This is a genomic window from Aliiroseovarius sp. YM-037, from assembly GCF_048060095.1.
Taxonomy (GTDB): domain Bacteria; phylum Pseudomonadota; class Alphaproteobacteria; order Rhodobacterales; family Rhodobacteraceae; genus JBLUOA01.
This window is the reverse complement of record NZ_JBLUOA010000001.1, coordinates 528,164-543,448: the sequence shown is the minus strand read 5'-3', so window position 1 is coordinate 543,448 and position 15,285 is coordinate 528,164. Positions and strand designations below refer to the sequence as shown.

At 59.2% G+C, this 15,285-nt stretch carries 13 protein-coding genes; 8 read left to right on the top strand and 5 right to left on the bottom strand.

Annotation, left to right across the window (positions count from 1 at the left end; genetic code table 11):
• The first annotated feature begins 9 nt into the window (after positions 1 to 9).
• The 6 genes from ACEWPJ_RS02565 (at position 10) to ACEWPJ_RS02540 (ending at position 6,141) form a co-directional block, all read left to right on the top strand.
• The gene (locus ACEWPJ_RS02565; RefSeq protein ID WP_416510664.1) at positions 10 to 1,449 is read left to right on the top strand and encodes a hypothetical protein; all 1,440 of its coding nucleotides are present in this window, start codon (positions 10 to 12) and stop codon (positions 1,447 to 1,449) included.
• Positions 1,450 to 1,545: 96 nt separating this feature from the next.
• A complete protein-coding gene (locus ACEWPJ_RS02560; protein ID WP_416510662.1) occupies positions 1,546 to 2,844 on the top strand; it encodes an ABC transporter substrate-binding protein in 1,299 nt (432 codons plus the stop codon).
• A gap of 25 nt (positions 2,845 to 2,869) precedes the next feature.
• The gene (locus ACEWPJ_RS02555; protein ID WP_416510661.1) at positions 2,870 to 3,796 is read left to right on the top strand and encodes a branched-chain amino acid ABC transporter permease; all 927 of its coding nucleotides are present in this window, start codon (positions 2,870 to 2,872) and stop codon (positions 3,794 to 3,796) included.
• Positions 3,793 to 4,737 carry a branched-chain amino acid ABC transporter permease gene (locus ACEWPJ_RS02550; protein ID WP_416510660.1) on the top strand — a complete coding sequence of 315 codons (945 nt, stop codon included), beginning with the start codon at positions 3,793 to 3,795 and terminating at the stop codon, positions 4,735 to 4,737. The genes ACEWPJ_RS02555 and ACEWPJ_RS02550 overlap by 4 nt, the downstream gene beginning before the upstream one ends.
• On the top strand, positions 4,734 to 5,459 hold the full coding sequence (locus ACEWPJ_RS02545; RefSeq protein ID WP_416510658.1) for an ABC transporter ATP-binding protein: 726 nt from the start codon (positions 4,734 to 4,736) through the stop codon (positions 5,457 to 5,459). The genes ACEWPJ_RS02550 and ACEWPJ_RS02545 overlap by 4 nt, the downstream gene beginning before the upstream one ends.
• On the top strand, positions 5,446 to 6,141 hold the full coding sequence (locus ACEWPJ_RS02540) for an ABC transporter ATP-binding protein (RefSeq protein ID WP_416510656.1): 696 nt from the start codon (positions 5,446 to 5,448) through the stop codon (positions 6,139 to 6,141). The genes ACEWPJ_RS02545 and ACEWPJ_RS02540 overlap by 14 nt, the downstream gene beginning before the upstream one ends.
• A 3-nt stretch (positions 6,142 to 6,144) precedes the next feature.
• On the opposite strand, the gene ACEWPJ_RS02535 is transcribed toward ACEWPJ_RS02540, so the two are convergent.
• From ACEWPJ_RS02535 to ACEWPJ_RS02515, 5 genes are all read right to left on the bottom strand, one after another.
• On the bottom strand, positions 6,145 to 6,711 hold the full coding sequence (locus ACEWPJ_RS02535) for a nucleotidyltransferase family protein (protein WP_416510654.1): 567 nt from the start codon (positions 6,709 to 6,711) through the stop codon (positions 6,145 to 6,147).
• Positions 6,708 to 7,646 carry an XdhC family protein gene (locus ACEWPJ_RS02530; protein ID WP_416510653.1) on the bottom strand — a complete coding sequence of 313 codons (939 nt, stop codon included), beginning with the start codon at positions 7,644 to 7,646 and terminating at the stop codon, positions 6,708 to 6,710. Before ACEWPJ_RS02530 ends, ACEWPJ_RS02535 begins: the two co-directional genes overlap by 4 nt.
• A 67-nt stretch (positions 7,647 to 7,713) precedes the next feature.
• Complete coding sequence (locus tag ACEWPJ_RS02525; RefSeq protein ID WP_416510651.1) at positions 7,714 to 9,108, bottom strand: S8 family serine peptidase; 1,395 nt, start codon at positions 9,106 to 9,108, stop codon at positions 7,714 to 7,716.
• 14 nt (positions 9,109 to 9,122) lie between these two features.
• Positions 9,123 to 10,010: a phosphatase PAP2 family protein gene (locus ACEWPJ_RS02520; RefSeq protein ID WP_416510649.1), complete on the bottom strand. Its 888-nt coding sequence runs from the start codon at positions 10,008 to 10,010 to the stop codon at positions 9,123 to 9,125.
• A 12-nt stretch (positions 10,011 to 10,022) separates the two neighbouring features.
• On the bottom strand, positions 10,023 to 11,750 hold the full coding sequence (locus tag ACEWPJ_RS02515; RefSeq protein WP_416510647.1) for a transcriptional regulator: 1,728 nt from the start codon (positions 11,748 to 11,750) through the stop codon (positions 10,023 to 10,025).
• A 723-nt stretch (positions 11,751 to 12,473) separates the two neighbouring features.
• Here ACEWPJ_RS02515 and ACEWPJ_RS02510 point away from each other — a divergent pair.
• Together ACEWPJ_RS02510 and ACEWPJ_RS02505 are read left to right on the top strand one after the other, a co-directional pair.
• A complete protein-coding gene (locus ACEWPJ_RS02510; protein WP_416510646.1) occupies positions 12,474 to 14,612 on the top strand; it encodes a S8 family peptidase in 2,139 nt (712 codons plus the stop codon).
• A gap of 24 nt (positions 14,613 to 14,636) precedes the next feature.
• Positions 14,637 to 15,230, top strand: coding sequence for a hypothetical protein (locus ACEWPJ_RS02505; RefSeq protein WP_416510644.1), 594 nt, complete (start codon positions 14,637 to 14,639; stop codon positions 15,228 to 15,230).
• Positions 15,231 to 15,285 lie beyond the last annotated feature (55 nt).

Sequence of the window (15,285 nt, the reverse complement as noted above, 5' to 3'; positions counted from 1 at the left end):
TATCCTACCATGTTTCGATTGCCTGACAACGCCGGCCGCGCTGCCCTTGGACTGGTCCTGACCGCGCTTTGCTGGCTGGTGCAGGCGCAATCTGCGGCGGCGCACGCATCGGAACAGGCGTTTGTCTTGCTGCTGCCGACGGATGTCTACATCGCCGCCGGATGCGCTGCGGTTGCGTTCTCGATGATCGTGGTGGCGTTGGTTCCGCCGCGCTGGTTGGCCTCAATGTTTCGGCCTGTCGAGATCGGCGCGCACCCCAGCCTTGAGCGTTTCCAGACGGTAGCGAGCCTTGTGTCCCTCATCGCCCTTGCCGTGTTGCTGGTCATCGGCGTGACCGGGCCACGCGACCCGCTGACGAACCTGCTGCCCCTGACGATCTGGACAATCTGGTGGGTTGTGCTTGTCACGCTCCACGGTCTGTTCGGCAACCTATGGGCGTGGATCAACCCATGGACCGGGTTGTTCCGGCTGTTGTTCGGGACCCTCCGAAACACACCGCTTATCGCGTTGCCAAGGTCATTCGGTATGTGGCCGGGGGTCGTCCTGTTCGTGCTGTTCTTCATGTTCCTCATCGCGGACCCGGCCCCGCAGGATCCGGCGCGGCTGGCCAATGTTGTCTTCGGCTACTGGCTGCTGACCTTCGCGGGGATGGTGGTGTTCGGGGCGGAGGCTTGGCTGACCAACTGCGAGTGTTTCACAATGCTCTTCCGCCGCTTCGCGGCCCTCGCACCTGTCCAATGGGCCGGAAACGCGACAATCGGCGTCCCCGGTTGGGCGGCGCTGCGGCAATCCGCACCAACGATCGGCGGAGCCGTTTTCATCCTCATCCTGCTGGGGTCCGGCAGTTTCGACGGGATTGGCGAAACCTTCTGGTGGCTCGGCAAGATTGGCGTGAACCCGTTGGAGTTCCCCGGACGCTCTGCCGTGATCTGGCCGACGATTGCCGGGTTGCTTGCCACCAACGTCGCGCTTGTCGTTACCTTTGCGGGGTGCATCTGGCTTGGCCTGACCCTCGCCAATGCGGGCGCTGGAACGGGCGATCAGGTCGCCTTTCGCGCTGCATTCACAAGGTCCGCCGTGTCGGTTCTGCCTATCGCCTTCGGCTATCACATCGCCCACTACCTGACGTCGTTTCTGGTCGACGGGCAATATGCCATCGCTGCACTGTCCGATCCGCTGGCGCGGGGGGCGGATATCCTAGGCCTCGGGCAATACCAAATCACCACCGGATTTTTCAGTAACCGCGACAGCGTGCGCCTGATCTGGCTGACCCAAGCCGGGGTCGTCGTCGGTGTTCATATCCTCGCTGTTTTGATGGCCCATGCAATTGCGGCGGAGCTGTTTCGCACGCGACGGCGCGTGATCCTCAGCCAGCTGCCGCTGGCGGTCTTCATGATTCTTTACACGTTTCTGGGCCTTTGGCTTCTTGCTTCCCCGCGCGGAGTGTGACCTAAACTCCAGAAAAAGCTGGACTCATCGTTAGTGCGCATACAGCCTGTCGAGGCTCAGCGACTGCCCAACAAGGCGCCAACACGGAGGTTTGACATGACCAAGGCCAATAAAATTAAGCCGCACTTCACCCGCCGGAACGCGATTAAAACGCTTGGAGCGGGGACTGTTGCCGCGTCTGGCCTGCTGCCGGGGATGTCAGGATTTGCCCAAGCCCAAAGCTCTGAGCCGATCAAAATCGGCTTTCAGGTGCACCGCACGGGCATCGGTGCCGCCTATGGGCGCTGGTATGACCGCACGACCACCGCTGCAGTGAAGCGGATCAACGATATGGGCGGGATCAATGGCCGTCCGGTTGAGATTATCGCAGAAGACGACGGCACCGACCCCAAGCGCGGTGCAGAGGTCGTCGAAAAGTTCGCGACCCAGCATAATTGCGACATCGCCTTCGGCACGCTGTTCAGCCATGTCGTGTTCGGCTCCTCCCCCCGCGCGGGAGAGTTGAAAATCCCTTATTTCGTGGTCTCGGAAGGCCATCACGTCGCCAGTGGCAAGCTCAACCGCTACACGCTGCAACCCGGCATCACCGATGTGAAAAGTCAGGTGCAGGCGATGGCGCCGTATGTGGGTAGCAACCTTGGCAAGAAGGTCACGATGATCTACCCGGATTTCGCATTTGGCCACGATCATCGCGATTTCTTTTCCGAAGCGATTGAGCGTGAGGGCGGCGAAGTTGTCGCCAAAATCGCCATTCCGCCGACCGAAACGTCGTTCACCCGGTATTTTCCGAATATCCCGCGCGATACCGAAGTTATCTATCACGTCATGGTCGGCCCTGCGGTCCTGACCTTCGTGAAGGAAATGGGCGAGTTCTTTGGCGACAACAGCCCCGAGATTTTCGGCTTTATCGACAGCCTGGAAGCGGTCGATATCGCAAGCCCCGGCCTCGAATTCCTCGAAGGCACCTATTTCTGGGAAGGTTTCCCGCGTCATGCGCAGGCCGACCAGTCCGAGTTCGACAAGACCTACCGTGCCGCTGTCGGCGTTGATGACATGGGTGCATCAACTAGCGACCCAGCCGATGTTTCGACCTATTCCCACATGTTCGGTTGTTGGGAGACACTGAACATCATCAAACGCGGGATGGAGGCTGCGGATTACCAAGGCCCAGACAACCGCGCTGCACTTATCGAAGCGGTCGAAGCGATGTCCGACATGGAGCATTCAGAGGACCACCCGCAGGGCGCAAAACGCTTTAACGGCAAAACCCACCAAACCTTCGGCCATCAATACATCACCAAGGTGACCGGCGGCAAACTGGAGCTTGTCCACACCACATCCATCGAAGACACGCTTTATGAGGATGAGGTCGATTACACCACACAAGCGTTCTAGGCGCGGTCGCGGGGCGGCCTGACGAATGGATTTCGGACCACACCTGTTCCTCGCGTCGCTGGAAGGCGCGCTGACGGCGGCTGTTCTGGCGCTGACCGCGATGGGGCTGAGCATCGTGTTTGGCATCATGCGCGTCGTCAACGTGGCCCACGGCGAATTCTTCATGCTGGGCGCGGTCATCGCGTGGTGGGTTTCAACCCTCATCGGTGTCCATCCGGCACTGGGCTTCGCGCTGGCGATCCTGATCGCGCCGCTTCTTGTCGGCACGCTCGCCGCCCTCGCGGACAAGTTCGTTTTGCAGCGCATCGACTACGATCCAGAGCGCACGATAGTCGCAACCATCGGACTGCTCTACATCATCCAGCAGTCTACCCTGATGCTATTCGGTCCAGAAGCGCGCCCGGTGCAGCCGCCCTTCAGCACGCGATTGTCCCTGCCGTGGTTTGAATTTGGCGAAGGCGGGTTTGCGGTCATTTGGCCATGGGGGCTTGGCACGACCAGCTACAAGCTGTTCGTGATCGTCGCGGCCATCGCGATCCTGACCGGGCTTTGGTTGCTGATGTCGCGCACGAAATTCGGCCTCATCATGCGGGCGACACAGCAGGATAGCGAAATGGCCCAAGCCTTCGGTGTGCCCGTCAATCGCGTCTATTCGCTGGTGTTCGGCCTTGGGGCGGGTCTCGCGGCAATCGGGGCCGTTCTGATCGTCCCGATACAGCAGGCGCATTACCTGATGGGTCACGATCCGCTTTTGCTGTCGTTCATCGTCGTCATCATCGGCGGGCTTGGCAGCCTGCCCGGCACCGTCATCGCCGCCATTCTGATCGGGATGAGCGATGGCATCATCTCGGTCTTTTTCTCGCCCACCCTCGCCAAGATCATCGCCACGCTGCTGGTCGCCATGGTTCTCGTCTTTCGCCCACACGGACTGCTTGGGAGGCCGGAGAGGTGAGCGACGCGCAGCGATCGCACATATTGCATTTCGGGGTGATCGGGCTGCTGATCGTCCTGTTCTTCGTTCTGCCCGCCTATCACGTTGGCAACCTGTCCCGCATCATGGTGCTCGCGATCTACGCGATGGGCTATAACTTGCTGTTTGGCTACACCGGGCTTCTGTCGCTGGGGCACGCGCTATTCTTTGCCGCCGGGATGTATGGCCTTGGCATGACGATGCAGTTCTTCGACTTCACCCCGGCGCCGGCGTTTGTGTCGGGCCTGCTGGTCGCGCTGATCGTGTCGGCTGTGGTTGGGTTCCTCGCCCTGCGCACCTCGGGCGTTGCGTTCATGATCGTCACGCTGATGTTCGCACAGGCGGGCTACCTAACGATCCTTTACTTCGGCACCTACACGCGGGGGGACGAAGGTTTTGTGATCCAGCAGGCCGAACGCGTGTTTGCAGGAATCAGCCTGACAGGTGCGACCGAGCGGTACTTCGCCGCCCTTATCCTGTTTTCGGTGTGCTTTTTGCTGACCAGCTACCTCGTCCGGTCCCCGTTCGGGCGCACCCTCATCGCGATCCGCGAGAATGAGGAACGCGCGTCGATGCTTGGTTATGACACTGTGCGCCATAAGGTGAAGGCGGTGATGCTGTCGGGCACAATCTCCGGCGCGTCGGGCGCCGCTTATGCCCTGCTGTTCGGCTATACCGGGGCCACATTCGCGACGGTCCAGTATTCGATCTTTCCGCTGCTTTGGGTGTTGCTTGGAGGGGCTGGCACAACGATTGGCCCACTGATCGGCGTAATCTTCATGTTCTACCTGATCGATTACTCAAGTTCTCTCACCACCGCCTATATGCTGGTCGCGGGGGTTGCGCTGGTGCTGCTCACCTTGTTCGCGCCGCAAGGGTTGGCGGGGGAAATCCGCAAACGGCTCTGCCCGTGGCTGCCATGACGATCCTATCGACCACCGATCTGACCAAGACATATGGCGGGATTACCGCCAATGCCGGGATCGACTTTGAACTGCCCGAAGGTCGCATCATGGCCCTGATCGGCCCGAATGGGGCGGGAAAATCCACCTTTGTCGGTATGCTGAGCGGGCGGATCGAGGCAACCCGCGGCACCGTGTTTTTTGACGGGCAGGACGTCAGCCGCCTGCCCGCCCACAAACGCATCGCACTTGGCATTGCATATACGTTCCAGATCACGTCAGTCTTTGCAGGGTTGTCCGTCCACGAAAACGTCGCCCTTGCCGCGCGGCGACGCTTGGGGCGGGACGCAAAGGCGGTGAATGCCAAAGTGGCAGATGTTCTTGATCGCGTCGGCCTGAGCAGCCTTGCGAACCAGATCGCAGGCACGCTTAGCTACGGACACCAACGCATCCTCGAAATCGCGATGGGGCTTGCACAAGACCCCCGCCTGTTCATTCTGGATGAGCCGACCCAAGGGCTCGCGGAAAGCGAAATCCAGGACTTTATCACGCTGATCAAATCGCTTGCGGACACGATCACAATCCTGCTGATCGAACATAACATGGACGTCGTTATGGCGACGGCTGACCTAATCACCGTCCTTGATGCGGGCGAAGTTCTGGCCCGCGGCACACCCGACGAAATTCGCGATAACCCGGCGGTGCAGGCCGCCTATCTTGGAACTGACGATGCTGAAGGTTAAGGATATCCACGCCGCCTACGGGCAAGTGAAGGTGCTGTTCGGCATATCGCTTGAAGCGCGGCCCGGCGAAATCCTGTGCCTTGTTGGGCGCAATGGGGCGGGCAAAACCACGACACTGAAGGCGATCATGGGGTTGTTGCCGGCCCAGTCCGGGCGGATCACGCTTGACGGCGAAGACATCGGCACGCTGCCCGCGCATGAGGTGCCGCGCAAGCGTATCGGTTACGTCCCGCAAGGACGGCGCTTGTTTCCCGATCTGACGGTCGCGGAAAACATCGAAATGGGCCTGATGACGTGTAAGGCGGACCGGGCGACGCGGGATTGGGTTCTCGACATTTTTCCGCGGCTCGGGGAACGGTTAAAGCAACGCGCCGCCACGCTGTCGGGGGGAGAGCAGCAGATGCTCGCCACCGCCCGCGCGCTGTGCCTGCGTCCACGCGTGCTTTTGCTGGATGAACCGACCGAGGGGCTGCAACCGACGATGATTGAAACGATCCGGCAGGTGGTGATCCGAATGCGCGATGACGGCGTTGCCATCGTGCTGGTGGAACAACGCGTTGATGCGGTGCTATCGATTGCCAACCATGTCGCCTTCATCGAACACGGCCTGAGTGCCGAGACTGTGACGGCCCAATCGCTACGCGAAGATCAGACGAAGATTCACCAGTATCTTGGGGTGTGACGCCTAGCCGCCGAGTGCCCGTTCGAGCGCCACGAGATCGGCAGGCGTGTCGACGTCGGCCAGTTCCTGTTCGGTGACCGAAACCAGCGCGCCATCGGGCAGAGTCGCCAGTAGCTGCCCTGCCCCCCGATCCCCGTCGAGCGCCAGAAGCGCAGGGAACGCGGACGCCGGAAAACACGCAGGCGGTGCGCGCCGGTCGCCATCCGTCGCGGCCGCTGTCCCGTCCGTGCCCGCCCGTTTGACAACCGCATCAATCAACGCCGCGTTGACCAGCGGCATATCGGCAAGTGTGATGACAATGCGATCCGCGCCAATGGCGATTGCTCGACGGACGCCGTGTTTTAAGCTTTCAGATTGCGGGGCACCTTCGGGCGCATACACGATATCGAAGCCATCAAACCGATCGACCGCGGGCCTCACCACCACAATTCGATGATCGACCGCCGCCCCGAGCATCGCAACGGCGGCATAATGCGCGAGAGGTGCGCCATGAAATGTCGCGGATAGCTTGTCGGCCTCGCCGAACCGCGAGGATCGCCCTGCAGCCAGAACGATGCCAATCGTCGTCATTCCCCGGCGACCATCGCCTTGGCCACAACCTCTGCCAACACCGAAATCGCGAGCGTTTTGGGATCGCGCGCCGAAGGGATCAACCCGATCGGGCCGTGCAAACGCTCCAGCCCCGCATCATCAACCCCCATTTCGTGCAACGCCGCGTGCCGCGCATCTCGCGCGCGTTGGCTGCCCTGAGCGCCGATGTAGAACGCATCCGTTTTCAATGCGGCGTGAAGGATCGGCGGTTCCCATTCGTGGTCGTGAAAAAACAAAACAATCGCGGTGCGCGGATCGGGGATCAGCGCGGGCGGATAGTCAGGCTTGATCAGATGCCGCGTTTCGCATCCGGCGCGTTCAGCAGCCTCCAACGTCTCGACATCCGGCGAGGCAAGCAGATTGGGATACCCGGCAGACTGCACCAAGGCCGCGAAGGTGCTCGCCTCCGGGCCTTTCCCAAAGACGAAGAACCGCACGGGGGGCAGCAAGCGGACGTGGAACAAAACTCCGTCAGGGCCGGTCTGCCCTTCATCGGCCACGCGGAGCGCGCCGCTGTTCGTATCAATCGTAAGCGTGCAGAGAACCCGCGCATCGCGCCGTTCGACCACCTGTTGCAACACCACCTTATCCGGTCGCGGGACAAGCAGGATTTCCAGCCCGCCCCCACAGGGCAGCGCGATATCGACAAAGGGTGATCCGGCGCCATAACGAACTGATGTCGGCCCGCCATCCGTCAGTGCTGTCTGCGCATGAATGGCCAGATCCGCTTCGATACACCCGGAGGATAATGACCCGACGCGCGACCCATCTTCCAGGATCGCCATGAACGCGCCGACGGGGCGGTAAGATGGGCCGAGGACGTCAACAACGATCGCCAGAACGCCAGCACCGTCGGCCGCCAGCAAAGCGTCCAGCGGGTTTGTCACAGACATTTCGGGTGTGGCATTCAGCATGGTCGCGGCGGCCCCTTTCGCAATCGGAGCCTAAGTGTTCAAATCGAAACCGCAAGGCCTGAAGGGCTTATGCCTCGTGCGGGAAAACAACCTCTCCGCCCCACGCGGGGCACAGAAATTCGCCGTCGTCCAGCGTGACCGTCGCGCAGCGCGACAACAACCACGCTTTTTTCTCCAAGCCGTCTGCGGATTTACCGACGGCACCGGATGACTGCCCCAACGCCAGATACCCAGCAACCAAGGCAGACGACGCCGAGGTGCCGCCGAACCGGCAATAATACGATCCGAATTCGCGCACGCTCAGGTCTGGTTCGCTGCTGCGAAACGGGCTGCGTGAATAGCCGTAAACGCCCGGCACATCGGTTGAAATCACATCGAAATGGGAGAATTTGTAATTCTCGTTTTTGGACGGCACACCTTTTGGGGAATAGTCGTGCCGCTGATCGTCAAGGCGCACTTCGCCAACGTCGAAGACCTCGCTGTCGTTGCTGGGGGCAACGACGGTCGGGTTGCTCATCGCGCTGAAACCGCTGCGGTATCCCTTTGCGTTGACGGCCCCGACGGCAATGATGCCGTTCCCGTCATTGGCAAGGTTCGCGGGATAGATCCCGTCACGCTCATTCGCATTGCCACCGGCGCACACGACGGGCCGGTTCATCGACACGTTGATGATAAGCTGCGCTAGCTCAGCCCAAAGCGTTTTGTGATAGTCCGTCTGCGTATCGGGCGACACGAGGGTATCGAGCGTCTTTTCCCCCACCTTCGTATGTCGAAGCTCGGGCGTCGTGCGATCGGGATCAGGGATGATCCGGGGCAGAACCACCACATCGGCGTCGATCAGCTCCGCGTACAGGAAAGCGACGATCAGCACTTCGGGATCAAGGTCGAAATTGGTCGAGATCGGAACGATCTCGCAATCCGGGTCGACCCCGCGATAGGGTAGCGGGATTGTCTTGCTGGTATCGACGGACAACGGTTGGGTTGTCGGTCGCGCACCGATGAGGCCCGCGATCGCGGTTCCGTGGCCCGAAAATTCGGGCATCACGGCGGGCGAGATACCGTCGATTCGGGTCTGTTCGCTCGCGGACAGGCGGTCAATCAGTTCGGCGAGGATTTTTGCAACCTCCGGCAGGTCTTCGGCCACCTGGGTCGATCCGTTGATCTCGATCGCGCCAAGCAGACCGGTCGTGTCACCGTTCTGCGCCGTGCGGTAGGGAAACGCGCCCAGCCGGGTCGAAAAGACATCGAACGCCAGATCGCGGTTGATCGCGACGGCAAGGTTCGGATGATCGACGGCGACAGACGTGTCGATCATCGCAACCCGTGTCGTCGCACCCTTGGCGACCGCCGTTGCCCCACTGGCGGCTGCGTGGTCGCCGTCAATGACGCCCATGCAGACCAGATGCCAAAGCGCGTCGTAGTCTGAATAAACTTCTCGTCCGGTTCCTATTCCGTTAGTCATCCCCAAACCCCCCATCAGTACCATTCATATTGCGCGGCCAGCATCTGCTTGCGGCAGACTTTTTCCAGCACCGGCGCGACCATCCGCGCCAGATCATGCCCCGCCCGTGTGTCCGAGGCATAGTGCACCCCGGCCCATTCCCGATTCTCTGCAATCCGTCTTGCACTTCGAAACATCTCAGAGCTTCCGGGATGTTCGGGCAGCAGGCGCGACATCACGAATGCCACCGAAAACGACTGGAACGAATGATTGCTGGGATAAGACGCATGCGACGGGTTGGCGAGGAACGGGCGCAGCCGGGGTTCCACCTGATTAGGACGCAGCAGGTTGAACCGGTGCTTGTAGCGCAGGCCAATTTCATCCGTCAGCGCCAGAACCGTCAGGATCAGGCCAATCGTCGCGTCATAACCGCCCTGTTCTTCGATATTCAGCGGGCGAAGATACCGCGACAGTTCAAGCTGGCTTTCAATCAGGATTTCTTCGCGCCGGGTGATGTGTTCGGGCTGCGACAGCAGATACTGCTTTCGCAGCAGTTCCTGACATTCCACCCGCAACTGGTCCATCGTCGGCGGCGGTGGCAGGGGCAGATCGTCCCAATCGTTGATCAGTTCGTGCAGAATTTCCCGTTCTTCCCACGGTTCCTGAATCCCGCCCCCGCCTCCTTGCTCCGCAAACCCGCGGTTGCGATTGCGATTGCGGTTCTGGCTGCGGTTCCGATTTCTGTTGCGATTGCGGTTCCGATTACGGTTCAGCGCAAGCAGCGAAACCAGCGTTCCACCCCCTTGCGCCCCCGCGCCGGTTGCATCGGGTCCAATGCCCTGCGGCGCATCGGCATCGCCAAGACTCAGTCCCATGGTCGTGACAGTAAACCGGTGTTCTGACAAAATCGTGGTGTCGGCCATCAATCCCTCCCCTCAGGATTCGGCTTCACTTATCCCTTTAAGAACAAGATCTTCCGCAAATGTATCTGTAAGTCTAAACCGTTCCTGTTGCACCTGTCGGTCGGCAAAATCAGGATCGACCTTCAATAGCTTCGAGTAAATTTCCTGCGCTTCCTCAAACCGCCCGGCGTGCCCCAAATTGGCAATCAGATAGCGCATCGCCGCTGCAAAGCGCGGCTGTTTGCCAAGCGCGTTTTGCCCAGCCACAATCGCTTCGCCATGCTTGCCAACCATCGTCGCGGCCATCGAAAGCGTCGTGTCATAGCTGTAGCTGATCGGACTGTAAGCGCCGATATAGACAGCCTTCCGCGCGGCTTCATACGCCGCCTCAAAGTCACCGGTGTAGATTTTGTGCAGCGCCAGATGGTCCCACACGAACGCCTGTGAATCGTTTAGCTTGATCGCGCGTTCGATCAATTCATGCGCCAGATCGTGGTCACGGAAAACATAACCCATCACATGGCTCAGACAGGCGAGCGCGATGCTGTTGAACGGGTTTCCTTCCAGCGTCGATTTCACGATTTCGCGGGTCTGTATGGCGGCGTCTGATTTCAACTCACCCAGATTTTCGCCGGTCAGGAAAGACGTCACGTAGGATTGCAGCGCAGGATAAATCGAACTCGGTGATTTTTGGTGCGCGGTTTCCAACAGATCGCAGGAATTCAATAACGCGGTTTCGTCTAGTTTGAACATCAGGTTCAGCGCGGTATAGCCAGCGCGCCGCGCCGCGACTGCCGGGTCGTTCTGGAACGGGCGGTCCTCGAACACCGACTTTGCCAGCCGATCCACGTTTTGCGAGATGAAACCGGCAAGGACCGGAAAATCCTGGGACAGCAGCTCATCGACGCCCATCTGGATCGTCTGGCTCCATTCCAGCGACATCTGCGAAGTTTTGTAAAGGAACAGCGTCAGCGTAATCTGTCGCTGGACCTGCATCGCGCGGACGCGCACGAAGTATTCGGTTTCACAGGCGTTGGTCAGGTTCGAACTATGCTCAGTCGAATCCCTAAAATCGAAAATCTGGATCGGCTGAAATTCCTTCAGGTTCTTCGCGACCCCTTCCAGCACGTAGTCTGCAACGTGTTGGGTATATTCATCGCAGCCATGCTGGATATTCGGCAGGAACCCAAGGCTGTAGATCGGTGACAGAAGCTCGCCTTTGTCGCTAACAGCCGGCAAGTTTCCTCGTTCGCCGCGGCTTGTGACCTGTCCGGGGCGTATGGCCTTTTCGGGGATTTCGTCCGCGATATCCGCCCAGATCTGCCGCTCCATAGACAGCCATTGTTCGAATTCCTCATCCGCAACATCGCAACCTTCCAGCAGCTCCGTTTCCGGTGTCACGCCAAGCTCACCACAAACGTCGAGGTTTTCCTTCACCGCATGAAGATCAATCCACAGATTGTTCAGCTTCAGCCCGATCGAATGGCGGTCGATTTGCAAAATGTAATCCGCAAACTCTCCGAGATCTTTCTTGATCTCGAAAACAGTCTGCCGGAGCGAGGAGGAGGATTTCTTCTCGTCGCTCTCACTCCATAGTTTGTCGCGCAGCCAGACGCGCGTGCGTTGCCCGCGCGGGGCAAGTGCCAGAAGCGCCAGCAAACCCTGCGCTTTCTTACCCCGTGGGGTCAGCGACCGACCATCGTTGGCGATAAGTCCAAGCGGCCCGAGAACGTAGAGTTTTGAAAGGGGTGTCTTCCGCACGCCGCCTGTTTCAGGTGGCGAAACATCCGTTATTTTTTCGGAGGTTGGTGCATTTGGATGCGATGCGGACAATGCGTTTCCTGATCTGGTTCGGTCTTTAAAACGTCGGCCTGGGAAAAAACACCTCCCAGTTGTATCATCAAAATCTTGCTTAAATCCACTCACTCTAGAAATATCCGATTCCCCCACCAAGGAATGACTGCATCACATCCAAATGCAGAATCACCCTAGCTTACCTAACGTCATCGCATCGTTAGTCGGCTGAATGATGGTCGGTTGGGTCTGTGATGACGCGAATCCCGGATGCTTCCTCTTGCGCACCCCGATGTTTGATTCGGCAGGTGACACTCGACCGATCACAGCGTCGGGGTGCGCCACTTTCCGCCGGGCAGACATCGCCCAAACCGGACTCTGGCTTGAGAGGAATCGCGATTTTTGATACAATCTAAGGATTAGTAGAACACATTTTCGCTGATTGCTTTTTTAGAACAACAGCTTGGCATTCAGCACACAAAACCCCGCCGTTTCACATTTTTATTGTCTGAGTATGCGGGGTCATCAACGACCAGAAAACCGCTTCGGAAGATTACGTTTCCGCATGTTTTCAATGACTTGGCAGTATCGAGCATAAATCAGGCCGTTTTCGCGGTGTCTGTCGGCGTATTTTCCCGGCGGGTTTCGCGATTGTCAGGGACGGCCAACATTTGATCTTGGAGATTGAAAATGGCTGAGAAGAAATCCGGTGGTGGTGCCGGAGAAACCAAAGTTCAGGTCATCGTGGAAATGAGGGTCGCGCAAGACCAAGCGCCCTCTGCGACGATGAATGAAGCAGCGCAGCTAAACGTGAGTAGCTTTACGCTGGACCAAGAGTACGAACCTGTGCCGGCCGGCACAGCCGAAGACAGCAGTATCAGTGCAGAACTTGAAAATGCGGGGCAGGAGAGCGTGTTTGTTCTTGGCACCGTCGAAAAGGGCGACATGAAGGCGCTTGAAAAGCAGGACAACGTGCTGGGGGTATGGCTGAACGCCGAAATCGCCCCTTTCAGTGACGGACCGTCCGGCGAGTTCGAACCCTTCGTGACGCCATCCCAAGCCCCCGGAGACTGTCCGATTCCCCCGTGTGATTGCGATCACGGGACGGCGGCGTGCTCCAAAGGCTCGCTTGCGCAGGTCGCGCAATATCTGGGTGTCGATCAAATCTGGGCCAATGGCCACCGCGGACAGGGCATGTATGTGGCCTGTGTTGATGGCGGTATCACGGCGCAGGGACGTCCGATCAACTCTGCCGATACCAGCAATCCCAACTGGCCGAACAAGCTGATCCCGCGCGTCGTTGACGGGTGGCCAGCGGCAAGCTGGGGCACAACCGGCGTAAGCTGGGGGTGGCACGGCAACATGGTGTCGACCGACGTTCTTGGCATGGCTCCGGAGGCACGGATTTACGACATCCGCATCGCGTCTGGTTCGATGGCTGGCACGATGGCCGCCGCTTTGGCGGGGTATCAATGGGCGATCAACAAGTATCGCGCAAACGGCACGCCGCAGATCATGACAAACAGCTGGGGTATCTACCAGAAGTCATGGGACCCGGACTATGCGACCAACCCGAACCATCCGTTCACGCGGAAGGTCGTTGAGGCAATCAACGAAGGGATCATCGTGCTGTTTGCCGCAGGCAACTGTGGCGAAGGATGCCCCTCGGGTCGTTGCGGAAACGACAACGGACCGGGCAAGAGCATCTGGGGCGCGAACGGCCATCCGGCCGTGATGACCGTCGGTGCAGCCAATATCCAGAACAAGCTGGTTGGCTACAGCAGTCAGGGTCCATCCTCGATGGGCGCGCACAAGCCTGATTTCTGTTCGATCTCGCACTTCACCGGCTTCTTCGGCTGTGACACCGGCACCTCTGCCGCCTGTCCAATCGCGGCAGGTGTTGTGGCGCTGTTGAAGCAGTGTAACCAAAGCCTGACGCAAGCGGCGATCAAATCGGTCTTCAAGGCAACGGCCCGAGATATCGGAGCCGCCGGATGGGATCAACACTCCGGCTCTGGCATCATTCAGGCCAAAGCCGCGTATGATCGTGTCTGTCAGGATCCGTGCGAACGGTATCGCAAGGCGGCCCGCGATGCGCTGAAGAAGTATAGGGAAACGCAGAACAAGCGGTATCTCTGTATCTACTATCGCTACGTCGCGGCGTGGAACTGTTGCCGGTATCAGAAAACGCAGAAACGTCAGTATCTGTGCAACTGCTATCGCTACTATGCGGCCTACTATCGCTGCCTCTATCAGCAGTCGCAGAACCGCGATCACCTGTGCCATTACTACCGGTACATGGCGGCCTTCCATTGCTGCCGCTTCCGGGTGACGCAGAACCCGCAGGACAAGTGCCTCTGCAACCGCTTCTACGCCAACTACTACAACTGCATGTACCAGAAGACACGGGAACGTAAGTACCAGTGCCTCTACTACCGGTACATCGGGGCGTATTTCTGCTGCCTCTACGGCATCGACAAGAAGCTTGAGAACCGCTGCAGATGCCTGCGTTACTATGCGGCCTACTACCGCTGCAAATACGCGGAAACGCAGGATCGCAAGTATCTGTGCCTCTACTATCGTTATTTGGCCGCGTTCTATTGCTGCCAGTTCACGATCGACAAGAAGCCGGCGACGCGCTGCCTCTGCTACCGGTATCATGCGATGGCCTATGCCTGCATGTACCAGAAATCCCGCAAGAAGCAGCATCTGTGCCTCTCGTACCGTTACTACGCAGCCTACTACTGCTGCCGGTATCGGATCACGCAGAGCGCGCAAGATAAGCGGTTGTGTGAACGCTACACATACGCCGCGCGTAACTGCCAGTGATCAGTGGTGAAAAGGAGAAATACCATGACAAATCCTGAATGGATGGACGACCCGCTTGCCGCTGAGGGTGACTTGCCTGAACTGGCAGCCTTGGCAGAAGCGGAACTGGAAGAACTGGGGGCGCCGGATGGCGGCGCCCCCGCCATGGACGAGTTCGACGACATCGACGATCTGCCGGAGCCGCCCGAACCCGATATGCCCGATATGCCGGAGCCTCCGCTTCCGGACGATCCGGACACCCCGGATGATGGGCTTGGTGGCGACCTCGGGGACGATTTCGACGATCTGATCGATGACCCTGACTCCGATATTGCTGCCGCCCTTGAGGATATCGATCCCGACGTCGATATGCTTGGTGGGCTTGAGGAGGACGATCTGGATGAGCCCGGAGAACCGGATATGATCGACATCGATCTGCCCGAACCGCCGGACATCGACGAACCAGAGCTGGAACTCGACCTCGGTGGTGCGACGGACATCGACGGAGAGCTTCCAGACCTGCCCAACCAAAGTGACCCCCTTTCGGCCGACCTCCGGTCGTCGTCAGAGGTCGGCCGGGATGGAACGCGGACGATCCGCGTTACGACAACTCTGGAACTTCCGGACCGTGATGCCTGAGGCATCTATGCAAAATCGCTGTGGGCCTTCGCTGGCCCACAGCGTTTCACTTGAG

What these genes read in the sequence shown, in the direction of transcription:
- ACEWPJ_RS02560 (WP_416510662.1), top strand. Translation starts at nt 1,546, where the DNA reads ATGACCAAGGCCAATAAAATTAAGCCGCACTTCACCCGCCGGAACGCG.
- ACEWPJ_RS02535 (WP_416510654.1), bottom strand. Translation starts at nt 6,711, where the DNA reads ATGACGACGATTGGCATCGTTCTGGCTGCAGGGCGATCCTCGCGGTTC.
- ACEWPJ_RS02565 (WP_416510664.1), top strand. Translation starts at nt 10, where the DNA reads ATGTTTCGATTGCCTGACAACGCCGGCCGCGCTGCCCTTGGACTGGTC.
- ACEWPJ_RS02520 (WP_416510649.1), bottom strand. Translation starts at nt 10,010, where the DNA reads ATGGCCGACACCACGATTTTGTCAGAACACCGGTTTACTGTCACGACC.
- ACEWPJ_RS02545 (WP_416510658.1), top strand. Translation starts at nt 4,734, where the DNA reads ATGACGATCCTATCGACCACCGATCTGACCAAGACATATGGCGGGATT.
- ACEWPJ_RS02510 (WP_416510646.1), top strand. Translation starts at nt 12,474, where the DNA reads ATGGCTGAGAAGAAATCCGGTGGTGGTGCCGGAGAAACCAAAGTTCAG.
- ACEWPJ_RS02540 (WP_416510656.1), top strand. Translation starts at nt 5,446, where the DNA reads ATGCTGAAGGTTAAGGATATCCACGCCGCCTACGGGCAAGTGAAGGTG.
- ACEWPJ_RS02555 (WP_416510661.1), top strand. Translation starts at nt 2,870, where the DNA reads ATGGATTTCGGACCACACCTGTTCCTCGCGTCGCTGGAAGGCGCGCTG.
- ACEWPJ_RS02525 (WP_416510651.1), bottom strand. Translation starts at nt 9,108, where the DNA reads ATGACTAACGGAATAGGAACCGGACGAGAAGTTTATTCAGACTACGAC.
- ACEWPJ_RS02530 (WP_416510653.1), bottom strand. Translation starts at nt 7,646, where the DNA reads ATGCTGAATGCCACACCCGAAATGTCTGTGACAAACCCGCTGGACGCT.
- ACEWPJ_RS02505 (WP_416510644.1), top strand. Translation starts at nt 14,637, where the DNA reads ATGACAAATCCTGAATGGATGGACGACCCGCTTGCCGCTGAGGGTGAC.